Raw genomic sequence first — 14,639 nt, forward strand, 5'->3', positions numbered from 1 at the left:
CGGGATTTAAGTAGCAATTTATGACTTGACAAGGGTGGTTAACTTTTCAAAATGACGTTCGGATTCGCTTGAAATAATACTTAAATCAATTGTTTTATCTATAACATTTGTTATGGTATTTTCATCATATTGTAAATGAAGTTCATCCATGCTTACTAAAAAATTTTCAAATTTAATATCTCGCAACATATTTTCTGTTTTTTGGCTGTATATTATAGGTACTAATCCAGTCTGAGATAATAAGCCTAGTATATTTGCATGAAACCGTGCAGCAATAAATAAATTAAAGGTACTTATTAATTTGAGAGCTTCTTCAATATTCCCCTCATAACTATAAACAGAAATGTTTTTTCTGAATTCTGAAGAAAGATTTGATTTTATTGTCTTAATTACTTTTAAATCACCTTCATGTTCACAAAAGGACATTAGAGTACATTCATATCCTTTTTCCATCAACATTTCTATCGATTTTACGGTACTATTTATATATTCATTATAATAATTCGATAATCCATGCTTATGCCTAACGTCAATTATTGAAAAACCCACTCTTTTTTTACTAATTTTACTTAAGAACGGTGTTAAATCCATTTGAAAAACAATATCTGGGGCATATCTAATATTAGGGAAACTCTTAAACAAATTATAGGAAAACAGATCTCTAAAACAAACGTCATCACATAGTTTAAAAAAAGCTATATAATCATTTAAAAATTTATCAGTATTATATGGTCCAAAATTTGAACCAATTACAAATACAGATTTTTGTTTTTGTTTAAATTCAAGGACCATTTCCATCCTGTCTTTATAAAGAGTATCGTGATATTCTTCTTCTCTAAATATTGATCCACCTATAAATATTAGTGCATCATACTCTTCTGCTAGTTTTTTATAGTTGTTTATATAATCTACAAGTTTCAAATGCTGTCCAATTTTGTTATATAAATTGTACTGTCTTCTTTTTATATTTGGATACTTATTAATAAATTTGTCGTAGTTTTTTCCAAGATAGTTAATTGTAAATTCTGTCTCAGGATATTTTTTAGCCAGTATGTCTAAAAATAAATCATCTCCTAAATTGAATTGTAAATAAATATCAACAAAGACTTTTTTCACTTGAACCTCCACCAATAAATTCATATTTAAAATATTTCATTTTATTCAATAATGCTCCATAAATAAAAAAACACATCAATAAATCTTTTTTCAGAAAGAAAATATAGGGCTTATATATAACTTTTTTAGTTGAAAATTGATATTTGCATTTTTTAATATAGGGAATATCTAAAACTTCTCTCAAAATAGGTACCTTTCTTTTTTCTCTTGACATTAGATAATCAGCTGTATTTAATACGGCATTTTGAATTCTTTCAGTTATTATTTTGTTTATTTTTTTTTTATCATAATTAACATAATTAAGTACTTTTTCAATATTCCCACAAACAGAGATGCTGTTTTCAAGGTGCTCTATTGAAATATTTGCACTTATGCTATTTTCATTCAGTCTATTATAATGATATAAATATTTTTTTATTGATTTAAATGACCTAGAGTGTGTTACATATTCCAAAGTAAATATAAGATCTTCAGACATATAAATGTTGTTATTAAACCTTAAGTTATTTTTACTTATTATTTCTTTTTTAAATATCTTGCTCCAAAGTACACCGCCGGTTCCTGCACAAATCATATCTAATAAATTATTAATTGGAATATTACCTTCCATATTAAAATCCGTGTGATCGATTATTCCATATTTAGAATAATCTTTATATCCACAACATACTAAGTCGACTTTAGAATTAATCATGGTATTTAATAAAAATTCAATATAATATTTATCAACGGTATCATCCGAATCAATAAAAACTAAATATTCACCTGTAGAATTTACTATCCCTTTATTACGAGCCTCAGAAGGTCCGCTGTTAATTTGTGACAAATAAAGAATTCGCTCATCTTTTTGTCTATACTCTTTAATAACATTCTCACTTTTATCGGTTGACCCATCGTTCACAATTACTACTTCTATATTCCTATAACTTTGTGAGAGAATACTTTCTAGACATTTTGATATATATTTTTCATTATTAAAAACAGGCACTATAACACTGACCTTTGGAATCATTACTACCTCCACTTAATAACTATCTTTATAAGTTGTATTGTAAAAAGTTTATTCTTTTTGATATAAGCCTCTAAGTTTAGCTATATTATCACCACCTATGATATGCGATAACATTTTTTTTATATGACTCTTGAATTGTACGTTTGCAGGAAGCCAACTTTTATAAAAATGATGCATTGCATATGTTTCATCAGTGAAGAATTTCCTACAATTAATATAGTCATAGGGTGAGAAATAGTTTTGTGGATAAAAGACTCCTATATTTTTAAGTTCTTGGTATTCTCCATTTCTTTTTAAACCTAGAAGTTCTATTAATTCGGTTACAATCGCAACATTTGTTAATTGGTCTAAACTCCCGTCTTCTTTTATGAAATTCTTTTTCTCGTATGAATCAAGAAATTTTTTTATTAGTTTATTTCCTTTTGCTGCACCTATTGTACTAGTGGCAATGTAATTTTCCTGTTCAAAGCCCCAAAATGATTCATGATGAAGCAAATCATCAAATGGTTTAAAGACTTCTACATCGGTATCCAAATAAATGCCACCAAAATGATATAAGGCATGCACACGTGCATAATCGCTGACAAAAGCATATTTCTCTGCAGTATATGCCTCCTGTACATACGCATTTATCTGAAGATTAAAGTTATCTTCATTCCATTCAATAATTTCATAATCTGAAAGATGTTTTCTCCAACTGTCCATGCATTTTTCTACAATATCTGGCTTATCTTTTCCACCGAACCAACAATAGTGGATTACTCTGGGAATCTCATTGTTTATATTCATGATTTACCCACCCTTATTTTGCCATTTTATAAAATCAATTAATGGTTGGTACTGTGGAATCTCTTCTTTTTTAATACCGTTCCTTTTCAGTTCCTGAACAAATTCAATCCATTCTTTTTCTAAATAGTTTGGTGCCACCTTTGTAGTGTCTTGTTTTAGAAGTGAAACAAGATCCACATTCAATACGTGTGCTATTTTTTCCATAATATGAAGTGAGGGATTGCGATTAAGATTGCGCTCTATGTTACTTAAATAAGATTTCGATATATTTGCCTGTTCAGCAAGTTCTGATAAGGTATATCCTCTTTTCTTTCTTAATTCTGCAATGTTTTTTCCAATCATTTGGTTACCTCTTCATTATTTTTTTCAATTTGCTTTCATCATGGCTGATCGCGACGATTAATAGTTTTTTTTATTGTATTAATGACTCTCATTTGTTCGTCATGAGTCATATTTGATCCGGATGGTAAACATATTCCTGAATAAAATAATTGTTCAGAAACATTTGTCTGTCTAGTATGAGGATAGTAACGACAGCCAGCAAATAGTGGCTGCAAATGGAGAGGTTTCCAGACATGCCTTGCTTCAATATTTTCATCTTCCAATGCATTAAGTAATTCGGTTGTAGAAATCCGAATTTCTTCGTCGTTTATTGTCAATGCAGTCAACCAGCGGTTTGAATGAGTATTTGCTAATTCAGGCATGAATTTAAAACCGGGCAGGGAAGCCAATTCCTGATGGTATAGATCGTATACAGCCCTTCTGGCACTTACTCTTTCTTCTAATACCTCTAATTGACCTCTTCCAATTCCTGCAAGTATATTACTCATTCGGTAGTTATAGCCCATCTCACTATGTTGATAATATGGAGCCGCATCTCTTGCTTGAGTGGCTAAAAATCTAGCTCGAACTATCGCTTGTGTATCATTTGAAATCACCATGCCCCCACCAGAGGTTGTTATGATTTTATTTCCATTGAATGAATAGATACCGAATTCCCCAAAAGTTCCACTTGCTTTTCCTTTATAAGTGGAACCTAATGACTCCGCTGCATCTTCGATGACTGGTACTTTATACTGATTACAAATCGATAAAAGCTCATCCATTTTTGCAGGTTGTCCATATAAATTCACAATGATAATGGCTTTAGGGAGCTTCCCAATTTTAACAGCTTCTTTAAACGCTGTTTCTAAAGCATGTGGTGACATATTCCAAGTTTCAGGTTCAGAATCAATGAAAACGGGTTCCGCTTCTAGATAAAGAATGGGGTTGGCCGTTGCTACGAATGTTAGACTTGAACAAAAGACCGAATCTCCTTTTTTCACATTTAATATAGAAAGAGCCAAATGAATCGCTGCAGTACCGGAACTGACTGCAACAGCTTCTTTGACTCCTGCATATACTGCTAATTCTTTTTCGAAAGCGTCGAGATTTGGTCCCAATGGAGCAATCCAATTTGTCTCAAAAGCTTCTTTAACATACTTCTCTTCATTACCGCTCATGTGGGGCGGTGATAGTAGAATTCGCTTTTTTGTTGTTACGTTTAACACTCTACACACCTTCTATACCTATTTTATTTTTCAAAATTGCAGGAGTTCCTACCGCTAGACTATTAGGTGGAATCTCATTTATTACCGTCGCTCCTGCACCAATAACCGTCCATGGGCCAATTTTCACATTGGGGATCAGTATTGCACCGGCACCAATATGAGCTCCTTCATCTACTTTTACAGAACCAGTTAATGTCGCATGAGGTGATATATGTACAAAATCACCTATTTCGCTATCATGTTCTATCACGGAGCCTGTATTGATGATTGAATGGCGGCCAATTTTAGCATCAGCATTAATGACTGTTAATGGCATGACTACTGTACCTACTCCTATCTTTGCACTGGGACTAATAATTGAAGAAGGATGAATCAGCGTTACATAAAAGGAATCGGGTATATTCAATTCATCAACAATTTTTTTACGATTATGGTTATTACCTATTGCAACAATGAATTTTATATCCATGAATCGTTCCATTAAATGGAATGCTGTTGAAAACGGTGCATAAAACAATTGATTTTTCACGATTGTTGTATCATATTTGTCGTCTAGATATCCAATTAATTCAAAACCATCGGCTATATCAATCATGTCTTTGATAACTTTACTATGACCTCCTTCTCCAATTAATACTATTTTCATCCCTGCCCCTCTCTTTCTTGATTATCTGATCCTCTAAAAGGTAGCATGGTTTCATTTGTCCCGGAATTTACTCCTTCAGATCTAACCACTTTTACTATCGTTAATAATAAGATTTTGACATCGAGAAAAAATGATTGATGATTTACATACCAGACATCCAATTTGAATTTTTCTTCCCATGAAATCGCATTTCTCCCATTTACTTGTGCCCAACCAGTTATGCCAGGACGAACATCATGACGTTTAGCCTGATCGTCGTTATATAATGGAAGGTATTCCATTAATAAAGGACGTGGCCCGACCAAACTAAGGTCCCCTTTAACAACATTAACGAGCTGTGGCAATTCATCTAGACTTAATTTTCTAAGTGCATTTCCAAATCTGGTTAATCTCAGATGATCAGGAAGAGGTCTACCATGTTCAGCGTTTTGATTATTCATTGAACGAAATTTATAAAGGGTAAAAGGCCTTCCATCTAAACCTGGCCTCGTTTGTTTAAAAAGTATAGGCGAACCAAGGTTATACTTGATTAAAATCCCTATAATCACCAGTACTGGGCTAATGATAACCAGTAAAATAAATGAAATTAATAAATCAAATATTCTTTTCATATCTTCACTTCCGGGATTTTTTATTTACCATTTATCATGACTATTTTTTGTTTGATTTCTTCTATTAGAATAGAAACATTCATATTTTCTGATTCATTACCCAATTTGTAGGCAAATAATAAAATATCTTTGAGGTTTTCTTTCTTTGTTTCTTTCCTCATCCTTTACACCATTTTTCTAATTATTTGGTATTAAAAAATCCTCGCTATATATTAAGCGAGGGTTTTCCGATTCTTCATTTATTTTAAATCCATCAGGATTCCTAGATTGCCACCGCCAAGAATCTTCACACATTTCAATAATGCCTTTTTTTGCTTTCCAATTTAATTCTTTTTCCGCTTTCTTGGGATCCGCATAACAAATGGCCGCATCTCCTGGCCTAGGATGTGTAATCTTAATAGGTATTTTTACTCCTGTTGCTGATTCAAAAGCTGACACTACTTCTAACACGCTGTATCCTTTTCCAGTTCCAAGATTATAAATTTTAACACCGGTGGATTTTAGAGTTTTATCTAGTGCAAGTACATGTCCAATTGCAAGATCAACTACATGGATATAGTCCCTTACACCTGTACCATCAATCGTTGGATAATCATTTCCGAAAATATTAAGTACATTTAATTGACCTACGGCTACCTTAGTGATGTATGGCATTAGGTTATTAGGTGTTCCGCTTGGATCTTCACCTATCATGCCGCTTTCATGTGCACCTATTGGATTGAAATATCTAAGGATCGTAATGCTCCATTCATTGTCTGAAATATATAAGTCCTGAAGCATTTCTTCTATCATTAATTTTGTTCTACCATATGGGTTTATAGCCTTTAAGGGGAACCCTTCTGATATTGGAACTGTATCCGGCAGTCCATATACAGTGGCAGATGAGCTAAATACCAGATTTTTCACACTATATTTTTGCATAAGTTCACAAATTATGATTGTAGTTGCGATATTGTTTTTATAATATTTCAGGGAATCTTGAACCGATTCACCCACCGCTTTTAGTCCGGCAAAGTGGATAACTGCTTCAATTTGATTTACTAAAAATACTTCTTCTAATGATTCCAAATCTAAAAGATCTAAGTAATAAATCTTGATGGATTTTCCGGTTATTCCACAAACGCGATTTAAGGATTCCGGATTACTGTTAGAAAAATTATCTACCACAATAATCTCATTACCATCATTCAAGAGTTCTACACATGTATGGCTGCCAATGAATCCTGCTCCGCCCGTTACTAATATTCCCAATTTAACTGTCCCTCCCTTTTTAAAAATTTAATCGTTAATTATTAATTAAACTATAGATTTTATTAATTTCATTTTCATTACCATAATCTCGAGAAAGTACATTATTTACCAATTTCTTTCTAAACTCATCATTATTAATCATTTTCCTAAGCCCATTTGCAATTCCCTCGTGGCCACGCTCTGTAATTAAAGCATCAAAACCATTATCGGCCTGACTTTTAGCTGTGGGGAAATTTGTTAATAAGACCGGTTTACCTAACACTTGTGCCTCACGGATGGTTACTGCTTTACCTTCATAACGTGAAGGTTGAACATAAATATCACAAGCGGCTATATATGGATATGGATTGGTTTTCTTCCCTAATAAAATAAATTGTCTTTCCACTCCTAATTTCATTATCAAGTTTCTTAATTCATTCTCTAGAGGCCCATAACCAACCACATACCATTCAATTTCAAATCCCTCGTCCACGAGTTGTTTACAAGCCCTTATTGCCTCATCTAAACCTTTTGCATACGTTAAACGGCCTACAGTTACTAAAATAGTTTTTCCTGGTTGTTTACTGATTTCTTTTTGAACCTCTACCTTTGCTTGGTCTCTAACAAAATCGGGAGATAAAATATTTTCAATTACTGTTATTTTTTCTTTGAAGTCAGGAAAAATATCTAAAAATGTTTGGGAACATTCCTCTGAAACCACCACGATATCATCCATTTTTGCCCACATTTTTTTCTCTATATTCTTATTCACATAAATATTTGAATAATCGGTATGAATCCATCCAATTTTCTTCTTTGCTTTTACCTTATCTCCTATAAAATGATGAGGCCAAAGAAAACCTATGGCCACATCGTAATCATTATTTAGATCTGGCAGATACCGATTCGTAAATTCCCACCCATACTGAATCGTTAAATACCCTGGTTCTTCTACCTTTTTTACTTTTCCATGAAAAAGTCCAGAATACTTTGCGATGAGCCTTGAAATAGCGATTGGATAATAACCATCTTTCACTATTTGATAAATTGACTTTCTGAAAGTGGAATAATGTGGTTCTTCAGGTAATAAATTTGGTCCGTTAGGTATAAAAGAGAAAAATTCACCCTCATGTTTAAATAATAATAAATCGACATCGTATTTAGAATAATCGAATTGATTTAACAAGCCTATCAAGCTTCTTTCTACCCCCCCTATTGCCAAATCAAAGGAAGTAATCAAAATCTTTTTCTTCATTTTTATAACCTCTTTTTCAAGATACTTCATACAAGTTTAACCGTTCAATGTTGCCCGAAATATGTTTAGTAATAGCACATCAACTACTAAGAACCTAAAAGCTATACTACTTTATCTCCCTCTATCAAAATAGCCCTTCTAAAACATCACTCTTATATAAAATATTCAAACTAATAACATTTTCGTAAAAATAAAAAACAAAAAATAAAACGAGTATTGAATAATATAAAAGCTTTTGATCTTTTTCACTAAATAATTCAATTAGCCATGAAATCAGAATTAGTTGATATAAATTAAAATAAATCGATATCCTTGCGAATATCCATTGTTGTGTCGAGATAATCATAAACACCAATCCCAATAAAGCCATATTCACTATATAATCACTTTTAGGAAATAATTTTCGTAGCTTATCTTTGCCCAGGTAGGCAATGAATAGTGGCGCTGCACTTACCGCCACTCTAATTACACTAGCCCCACCTTCATTAAAATTAGAATAGTCACTATACTGGGTATCTTGTAAAGCAGAAAATAAAAACGATGTAAATTGCCCGAAACCAAGGACGACAATGACCGAAAAAGATAACCAGGCAAGAGTTGATTTCGTCCATGCCTTTGTTCTAACTAAAAAATAAATGGGTAAAAGGATAAGAGCACTTTGGTGAAAAGTAGATGCAATTAGAACAATCAAAGAGTATTTAACAAAATTTCCGTTTAATAAATACTTGGTTGCTGTAAAAATAATTGCAGCTGCAAGTACTTGACGTATTCCATTCATTGATACTAAGTGCAACCCACCTGTAATATACACAAAGGTGCTTAGTTCAAAAAGCCGTGAATATTTATATAAAACCATGACAATTAATACATTTGTAACCATAGCTGTTGTAAAAATCAGTATCTGAGGGTCATTCGAGATTTTCTTTAATAGCATCTGCAAGATGCCGAAGCCCATATCCTTTTGAGATTTTATATACTCCCAAGAAAAGTCATTTTCGTTGTATATATTTATATAATTGAATGTATCTCCAATGTTTGTTCTTAGACCCGAAACACATACTAAACATACAACAGCTAAAAAAACCAAAATCTTATTTGGCTTAAAAACATACAAACCGGTCACCGGGATAAGTGAATATGTAGAAAAGTACCTACCTAAATATGAAAAAATAAATACGATGGCGAGATTGATCCAAAGTATGGTCATGTAACAATAATTCCCTTCAATTAACCTCAGTCCTAGTTTTTTTGATGATAAATACATATAAAAGGAAGCCTAATGGAAATGCTAAAACTGTGAGTGCTTTCTTAGGAGTTTCAATGAACAGTTTCGGATTTTTCATGAGAAGATTGCTAGATACATAATGTATTGCTTGCTTATATTTAAAAACTTTACCACCGAAGGGTAACTTCATAAGTTCCTTACGATAAAATGAAAAGCCCTTAGGGTTTTTGAGATATTGGTTATACATATTTAGAGAGGATCCATCAGGAAGATATTCAACATGACAAAGCACTTCATTCATCAGCAGCATTTCATATTGCTTATCCAGCATATAGTATTTATATGCCAGTCCTACATATTTCTCGTCTTGAAAGATGGGATATGGATATAGTTTGGTCAACTCAGTGCGATAAACCAACTTCTTGTCTCCGGTTACACCATATTTGTTGTAAAGATCAAACAATGTAGCACGATTTAGTTTTTCAGGAAACTTTGAACCAATGATTTGGTGTTCAATTGTTGCGTCTAATGCCGCTATTCCACTTACATTTTCGTTACCGTACTTTTTCCAATACGAAAGGATCCTTTCGACTGCCCCATCTGCCATATAGTCATCGGAATCAATACAAACATTCAATTCCGTCTCGATTAGTTTATAGGCTGTATTATGTGCACCATGCATTCCTTGATTTTCTTGCCAATGATATTTAATATCAATTTTCTTTTCCTGTTTCCACTGATTTACCAATTCTTTTGTATTATCCGTTGATCCATCATCAATTATTAACCATATAAAATCTTCATTATCTTGACGGACTAAACTGTGATAACATTTTTCGAGACAATAAGCCCTATTATAGGTTGGTGTAAACACTGTTAAAGTTTTCATTTGCTCACCCTGTCATTGATATATAGAAATTTTTAAGTTCATCGGCTGTTTCATTTATGGAGTATCCTTGTTTGGAAAGTGAATCCGGTTGTATACTTCTGTTCGTATTGCTAGAAGTTATTTTCATTAAATGGGAGGTCCATAGTGAACTATTGGTAATAGGCAGAAAGTGAATAAGATTGATACCCAAATCTACCTCTTTGGATATTTGGTCCGAGATTAAACACGGCAGACCTGCTGCCTGTGCTTCAATAAGGGAAACTGGCAATCCCTCATGTAAAGAAGGAAAGACAAAAACATCGAAGGCTTGAAGGATTCGGTTAATATCACTCCGTACCCCAAGAAATTTAACTTTGTTCTCTAACTTATGAGCTTTAACTTTTGTTAAGATTTCTGGTTTTAAAGGTCCTTCTCCCACTAAAATCAAATAGGAATTTTCCTTTTCTCTAATAAAATCGGCAAAGATATCAATCAAAAGGGAGTGGTTTTTTTGTTGAGCAAATCTTCCCACATGCCCTAAAACACATGCATCACTTTCGATATTCAATTCTTTTCTAACTTTACCTCTTGTTTCAGATGAGAAAGAAAATAATTTACATTCAATGCCGTTCTTTAAAATATTCACATTTTTTGTTTTATCTTTAAATAGCCATTGTGCTGCCTGTCTGGAACAAGCTAACAAATTTGTAGCATTGGACATGATCAATGTCCCTGCATACCATTTATAGATTCTAGAAGCTAGGCCTCCTTCACTTTGTGTATTATGACTATGTGAGATTCTTTTTGGGATTCCTGCTTTTTTAGCTGATTGAAGAACGAGTCCACTCATTTTATCCATATGGGCATGAACGACTTTGTAGGTAGCATTCTCCCTAAAGAATCCGTCTAGATGTTTTTTATAAGCAAAGTGACCGACATCGGAAATATAAGGAATTCTATGGATTTGACCACCAAGTTTTAGGATTTCATTATCGAATACGCCTTCTTTGGATGTAAGAAAATCAAATTGGATCTTCGAGCGGTCCATATTGCGATATAAGTTCATGATTAAGGTTTCCGCTCCGCCCCTATTCATATTGACGACAACATGCAGGATTCTTAGTGGATTCCCCATACTCTTTCCTCCGTATCTACCATGTATGTTCTATAAATTTCACTTTTTGCTTCCAGGATTTTTTTAGTGCTATATTTCCTTTCAATCATTTTATGGCTGCATTCACCGAGCGTTTTTCTCATAGCAACATTTCCGGCAAGTTTTATGACCTTTTCAGCCAATGACTTTTCATCATTTCCCTTTATTAACCACCCATTTTGACCATTGGAGACCAACTCCCTATGCCCCCTATTGTCATTAGCTATAATAGGCAGCCCACAAGCCATTGCTTCCATGATATTAACGGGAAGCCCTTCTCTCAAACTTGACGCTACAGCAAGATCGCTGATTTTTAATAATTCGTCTATATCTTTTCGAAATCCAAGAAAATCCACCTTGTTTCCAATTCCTAAAGAATCCGAAAGCTTCTTACATTCGTCTAATAAGGGTCCATCTCCAGCCAATAGTAACCTGGCGTTTTTAACTTCATCTTTAATTAAGGAAAAAGCCCGAAGTAATAGTTGCTGGTTTTTATTCTTATTGAACTCGGCTGCATAAAACATAATGAAATCATCATCACAATAGTCTTTTTCTATCCTTAGTTCAGTTTTCTTAATTATGGAGACAGGGTGATATTGATTTGTATCAACCCCAACACCATGGATATGGGTAATCTCCTGTGCCCTGAAGTTTCTTTGTATGGCAAGTTGAAAGTCTTCAGTATTGATCGTAATCAAACAATCTGTCATTCTCGCTAATGATTTTTCAATTGGATAGTAGACCAGCCAGTTTAGCAGAGGTGCACCTTTACAGAAATGGAAGCCGTGTGCCGTATAAAGCATTTTCGTATCGCGTGCTCTCGCCTTACGACCAGCAAGTCTGCCTAGCACTCCCCCCATTGGCGTATGACAATGAATGATTTGAAAATTGTTGTTATCGATGATGTACTTTAATTCTTTGTATGCCATTATGTTTTCTTTTTTAAATGGAGATCTCTGAATGGGAATAACGTGCTTTTTATCAACGAATGGGAGATTCAAATCACCATGCGCTGCTGTATGAACTTTATATCCTTGTTCTTTAAACCATTTAAAATATGGCAAGTGAAACGCTTCAAAATGATAATCCTTTGTTGCACAAAATAGGACTTTCTTCTCCATGATTCACTATCCTTCCGGTATCTAGGTCCGTGCTTTCATCTAATTCATTCTCTAATCAATAGTGTAGGAAAGTGAACAGCATATTTTCTTTCTTTTTCTCCCTTTGTTGTTTTAAACTAACAGCCGTTGCAATTAACTAGCTCTATTCATGTAGCCAGTATTACCGAATTTCTGAAATTCATAGTGAATCCATTTTAATTTGAAACGGGTACAAGAGAAGGGGGAGTGACACGTTCATTAGCCAGGTCTACAAGTTTTTTCCTTAGTGAATCTTTATCCATATCAGGATAATTGTTTATAATATCCTCAATTTCCTTTGAATATAATTTCCCTGTCTTACCTATGTAAATATTTGGATATATCTGTTTTTCATGAATTTCATCTTTATTCAGTAGTTCTTCAAATAGCTTTTCGCCTGGTCTTGTTCCCGTAAATTCTATTGATATATCATCTTCTGAATGACCGGAGAGCTTAATCAAGTTTTTAGCCAGATCAACAATCTTCACTGGATTGCCCATATCAAGTACAAAAATTTCGCCGCCTTGCGCTAACGCCCCCGCTTGAATGACAAGTCTTGAAGCTTCAGGGATAGTCATGAAATATCGAATCATATCAGGGTGTGTCACTGTGACTGGCCCGCCTTTTTCAATTTGCTTTGTGAATAGCGGGATGACACTTCCTCTACTCCCCAACACATTCCCAAAACGAACTGCTACAAACTTCGTTTTGCTCTCTCTATTTATTTGTTGAATCGTCATTTCCGCTAGTCTTTTTGTAGAACCCATTACACTGGTAGGATTGACTGCCTTATCACTGGATATCATCACAAAAGTCTTTACCCCGCTCCAACTTGCCGCATTGGCGGCATTCATCGTACCTATTAAATTATTTTTAACTGCTTCTTCAGGATTTCGTTCCATTAGTGGTACGTGTTTATGTGCTGCAGCATGATAAACGACATCTGGTTGATATTCTGCCATAACGGACAACATTTTTTTTTGATCTTGAAGATCAGCAATTTCTGTTAAAAACTCGATATTTTTGTTTTTATATGTTTCTTTTAACTCCATTTCTATCGTATAAATACTGTTCTCACCATGTCCGAGTAAAATTAACCTTGCTGGATTAAATTTAGTAATTTGGCGGCAAATCTCTGATCCAATCGAACCTCCCGCACCAGTGACTAAGATAACTTTTTCAGTTACATATTCTGAAATTACGTCAATATCTAATTCTACAGGTTCTCTTCCAAGAAGATCTTGAACCTGTACATCTCTAAATTTATTGACCGAAAGCTTTCCTGTTAATAAATCTTCTAACATTGGAAGGATTTGTGTCTTTGCATTTGTTTTCGCACATTCTTGAAATATTCGATTCAATTCTTGTTTATTCAACGAAGGAATGGCAATGATGATATGTTCGATATTCAATACTTCAACTTTTTTTGCAATTTTGCCCACTCCTCCAACTACAGGTATTCCCAAAATATCAAGATTCTGTTTTCGTGCGTTATCATCAATAAACGCTACTGGTAATAAATCAACATCATTATTTTTTAATAATTGCCGGGCAACCATCGTACCTGCTGATCCTGCCCCGATTATTAAGGTTCTTTTTTTATTTTCATATTTGATTAAGTATTGGTCTCTATACATTCTCCAGCAAAATCTTGATCCGCCTATCAACAGCATATGAAGCAGCCAAGTTACCGCTAATAAGCGATAATAAACATCATGAAAAAGGAGTGCCTGTACGATTGATGTAGTAAAAATGGATGCCGTTACTGTTTTGAATATAATGGCTAATTCACCAATGCTCGCATACTCCCACGCTTTTTTATAAAGATGAAAAGTAATGGCAAAAATATGATGGCTGAGGAGAATCGTAACAGAGCTGAGGACAATGGGAATGGTAAAAACATAAATACTGGCATCCACTAAAAATCGTCCCAAAAAAATGGCTGATAAGACAATACATGAATCTATTAATATAAAAAGTGATAGTCTTTGCTGATATGTCAATACTTTCCCCCCATATAGGATCAATTTATTTGTTACATTTAA

The 14,639-nt window shown here is 33.7% G+C and carries 15 protein-coding genes; all 15 read right to left on the reverse strand.

Going from position 1 to position 14,639, the window contains the following annotated elements:
• Positions 1–18: 18 nt before the first annotated feature.
• The 15 genes from ACDZ29_RS24410 to ACDZ29_RS24480 all read right to left on the reverse strand — a co-directional run bounded on the left by ACDZ29_RS24410 (position 19) and on the right by ACDZ29_RS24480 (position 14,597).
• Positions 19–1,116, reverse strand: coding sequence for a polysaccharide pyruvyl transferase family protein (locus ACDZ29_RS24410; RefSeq protein WP_375088963.1), 1,098 nt, complete (start codon positions 1,114–1,116; stop codon positions 19–21).
• Complete coding sequence (locus ACDZ29_RS24415) at positions 1,097–2,128, reverse strand: glycosyltransferase family 2 protein (RefSeq protein WP_375088964.1); 1,032 nt, start codon at positions 2,126–2,128, stop codon at positions 1,097–1,099. Before ACDZ29_RS24415 ends, ACDZ29_RS24410 begins: the two co-directional genes overlap by 20 nt.
• A gap of 48 nt (positions 2,129–2,176) precedes the next feature.
• The gene (locus tag ACDZ29_RS24420; protein ID WP_375088965.1) at positions 2,177–2,917 is read right to left on the reverse strand and encodes a glycosyltransferase family 32 protein; all 741 of its coding nucleotides are present in this window, start codon (positions 2,915–2,917) and stop codon (positions 2,177–2,179) included.
• Positions 2,918–2,920: 3 nt separating this feature from the next.
• Positions 2,921–3,259 carry a helix-turn-helix domain-containing protein gene (locus tag ACDZ29_RS24425; protein WP_375088966.1) on the reverse strand — a complete coding sequence of 113 codons (339 nt, stop codon included), beginning with the start codon at positions 3,257–3,259 and terminating at the stop codon, positions 2,921–2,923.
• A gap of 38 nt (positions 3,260–3,297) precedes the next feature.
• Entirely contained in the window at positions 3,298–4,467 is a 1,170-nt protein-coding gene (locus ACDZ29_RS24430) for an aminotransferase class I/II-fold pyridoxal phosphate-dependent enzyme (RefSeq protein ID WP_375088967.1), read from the reverse strand.
• A 1-nt stretch (position 4,468) separates the two neighbouring features.
• Entirely contained in the window at positions 4,469–5,113 is a 645-nt protein-coding gene (locus tag ACDZ29_RS24435; protein WP_375088968.1) for an acetyltransferase, read from the reverse strand.
• Positions 5,110–5,724 carry a sugar transferase gene (locus ACDZ29_RS24440; protein ID WP_375088969.1) on the reverse strand — a complete coding sequence of 205 codons (615 nt, stop codon included), beginning with the start codon at positions 5,722–5,724 and terminating at the stop codon, positions 5,110–5,112. The genes ACDZ29_RS24435 and ACDZ29_RS24440 overlap by 4 nt, the downstream gene beginning before the upstream one ends.
• A 20-nt stretch (positions 5,725–5,744) precedes the next feature.
• The gene (locus tag ACDZ29_RS24445; protein WP_375088970.1) at positions 5,745–5,885 is read right to left on the reverse strand and encodes a hypothetical protein; all 141 of its coding nucleotides are present in this window, start codon (positions 5,883–5,885) and stop codon (positions 5,745–5,747) included.
• A gap of 16 nt (positions 5,886–5,901) precedes the next feature.
• Entirely contained in the window at positions 5,902–6,975 is a 1,074-nt protein-coding gene (gene galE, locus ACDZ29_RS24450) for a UDP-glucose 4-epimerase GalE (protein ID WP_375088971.1), read from the reverse strand.
• Between the two features lie 34 nt (positions 6,976–7,009).
• The gene (locus tag ACDZ29_RS24455; RefSeq protein ID WP_375088972.1) at positions 7,010–8,209 is read right to left on the reverse strand and encodes a glycosyltransferase; all 1,200 of its coding nucleotides are present in this window, start codon (positions 8,207–8,209) and stop codon (positions 7,010–7,012) included.
• A gap of 124 nt (positions 8,210–8,333) precedes the next feature.
• A complete protein-coding gene (locus ACDZ29_RS24460) occupies positions 8,334–9,416 on the reverse strand; it encodes an EpsG family protein (RefSeq protein ID WP_370015160.1) in 1,083 nt (360 codons plus the stop codon).
• A gap of 16 nt (positions 9,417–9,432) precedes the next feature.
• Positions 9,433–10,323 (reverse strand): glycosyltransferase family 2 protein, encoded by an 891-nt coding sequence (locus ACDZ29_RS24465; RefSeq protein WP_375088973.1) that lies wholly within the window; start codon positions 10,321–10,323, stop codon positions 9,433–9,435.
• Positions 10,324–10,327: 4 nt separating this feature from the next.
• Entirely contained in the window at positions 10,328–11,437 is a 1,110-nt protein-coding gene (locus tag ACDZ29_RS24470) for a glycosyltransferase family 1 protein (protein ID WP_375088974.1), read from the reverse strand.
• Positions 11,422–12,576 carry a glycosyltransferase family 4 protein gene (locus ACDZ29_RS24475; RefSeq protein WP_375088975.1) on the reverse strand — a complete coding sequence of 385 codons (1,155 nt, stop codon included), beginning with the start codon at positions 12,574–12,576 and terminating at the stop codon, positions 11,422–11,424. Before ACDZ29_RS24475 ends, ACDZ29_RS24470 begins: the two co-directional genes overlap by 16 nt.
• A gap of 194 nt (positions 12,577–12,770) precedes the next feature.
• Positions 12,771–14,597, reverse strand: a complete 1,827-nt coding sequence (locus ACDZ29_RS24480; RefSeq protein WP_370015165.1) for a polysaccharide biosynthesis protein — start codon at positions 14,595–14,597, stop codon at positions 12,771–12,773.
• Positions 14,598–14,639 lie beyond the last annotated feature (42 nt).

Source organism: Peribacillus sp. RS7, assembly GCF_041956845.1.
Classification (GTDB): Bacteria; Bacillota; Bacilli; order Bacillales; family DSM-1321; genus Peribacillus.

Excerpts from the sequence above, each read along its gene's own strand:
- ACDZ29_RS24415 (WP_375088964.1), bottom strand. The coding sequence starts at position 2,128 with ATGATTCCAAAGGTCAGTGTTATAGTGCCTGTTTTTAATAATGAAAAA.
- ACDZ29_RS24420 (WP_375088965.1), bottom strand. The coding sequence starts at position 2,917 with ATGAATATAAACAATGAGATTCCCAGAGTAATCCACTATTGTTGGTTC.
- ACDZ29_RS24425 (WP_375088966.1), bottom strand. The coding sequence starts at position 3,259 with ATGATTGGAAAAAACATTGCAGAATTAAGAAAGAAAAGAGGATATACC.
- ACDZ29_RS24435 (WP_375088968.1), bottom strand. The coding sequence starts at position 5,113 with ATGAAAATAGTATTAATTGGAGAAGGAGGTCATAGTAAAGTTATCAAA.
- ACDZ29_RS24440 (WP_375088969.1), bottom strand. The coding sequence starts at position 5,724 with ATGAAAAGAATATTTGATTTATTAATTTCATTTATTTTACTGGTTATC.
- ACDZ29_RS24445 (WP_375088970.1), bottom strand. The coding sequence starts at position 5,885 with ATGAGGAAAGAAACAAAGAAAGAAAACCTCAAAGATATTTTATTATTT.
- ACDZ29_RS24455 (WP_375088972.1), bottom strand. The coding sequence starts at position 8,209 with ATGAAGAAAAAGATTTTGATTACTTCCTTTGATTTGGCAATAGGGGGG.
- ACDZ29_RS24460 (WP_370015160.1), bottom strand. The coding sequence starts at position 9,416 with ATGACCATACTTTGGATCAATCTCGCCATCGTATTTATTTTTTCATAT.
- ACDZ29_RS24465 (WP_375088973.1), bottom strand. The coding sequence starts at position 10,323 with ATGAAAACTTTAACAGTGTTTACACCAACCTATAATAGGGCTTATTGT.
- ACDZ29_RS24470 (WP_375088974.1), bottom strand. The coding sequence starts at position 11,437 with ATGGGGAATCCACTAAGAATCCTGCATGTTGTCGTCAATATGAATAGG.
- ACDZ29_RS24475 (WP_375088975.1), bottom strand. The coding sequence starts at position 12,576 with ATGGAGAAGAAAGTCCTATTTTGTGCAACAAAGGATTATCATTTTGAA.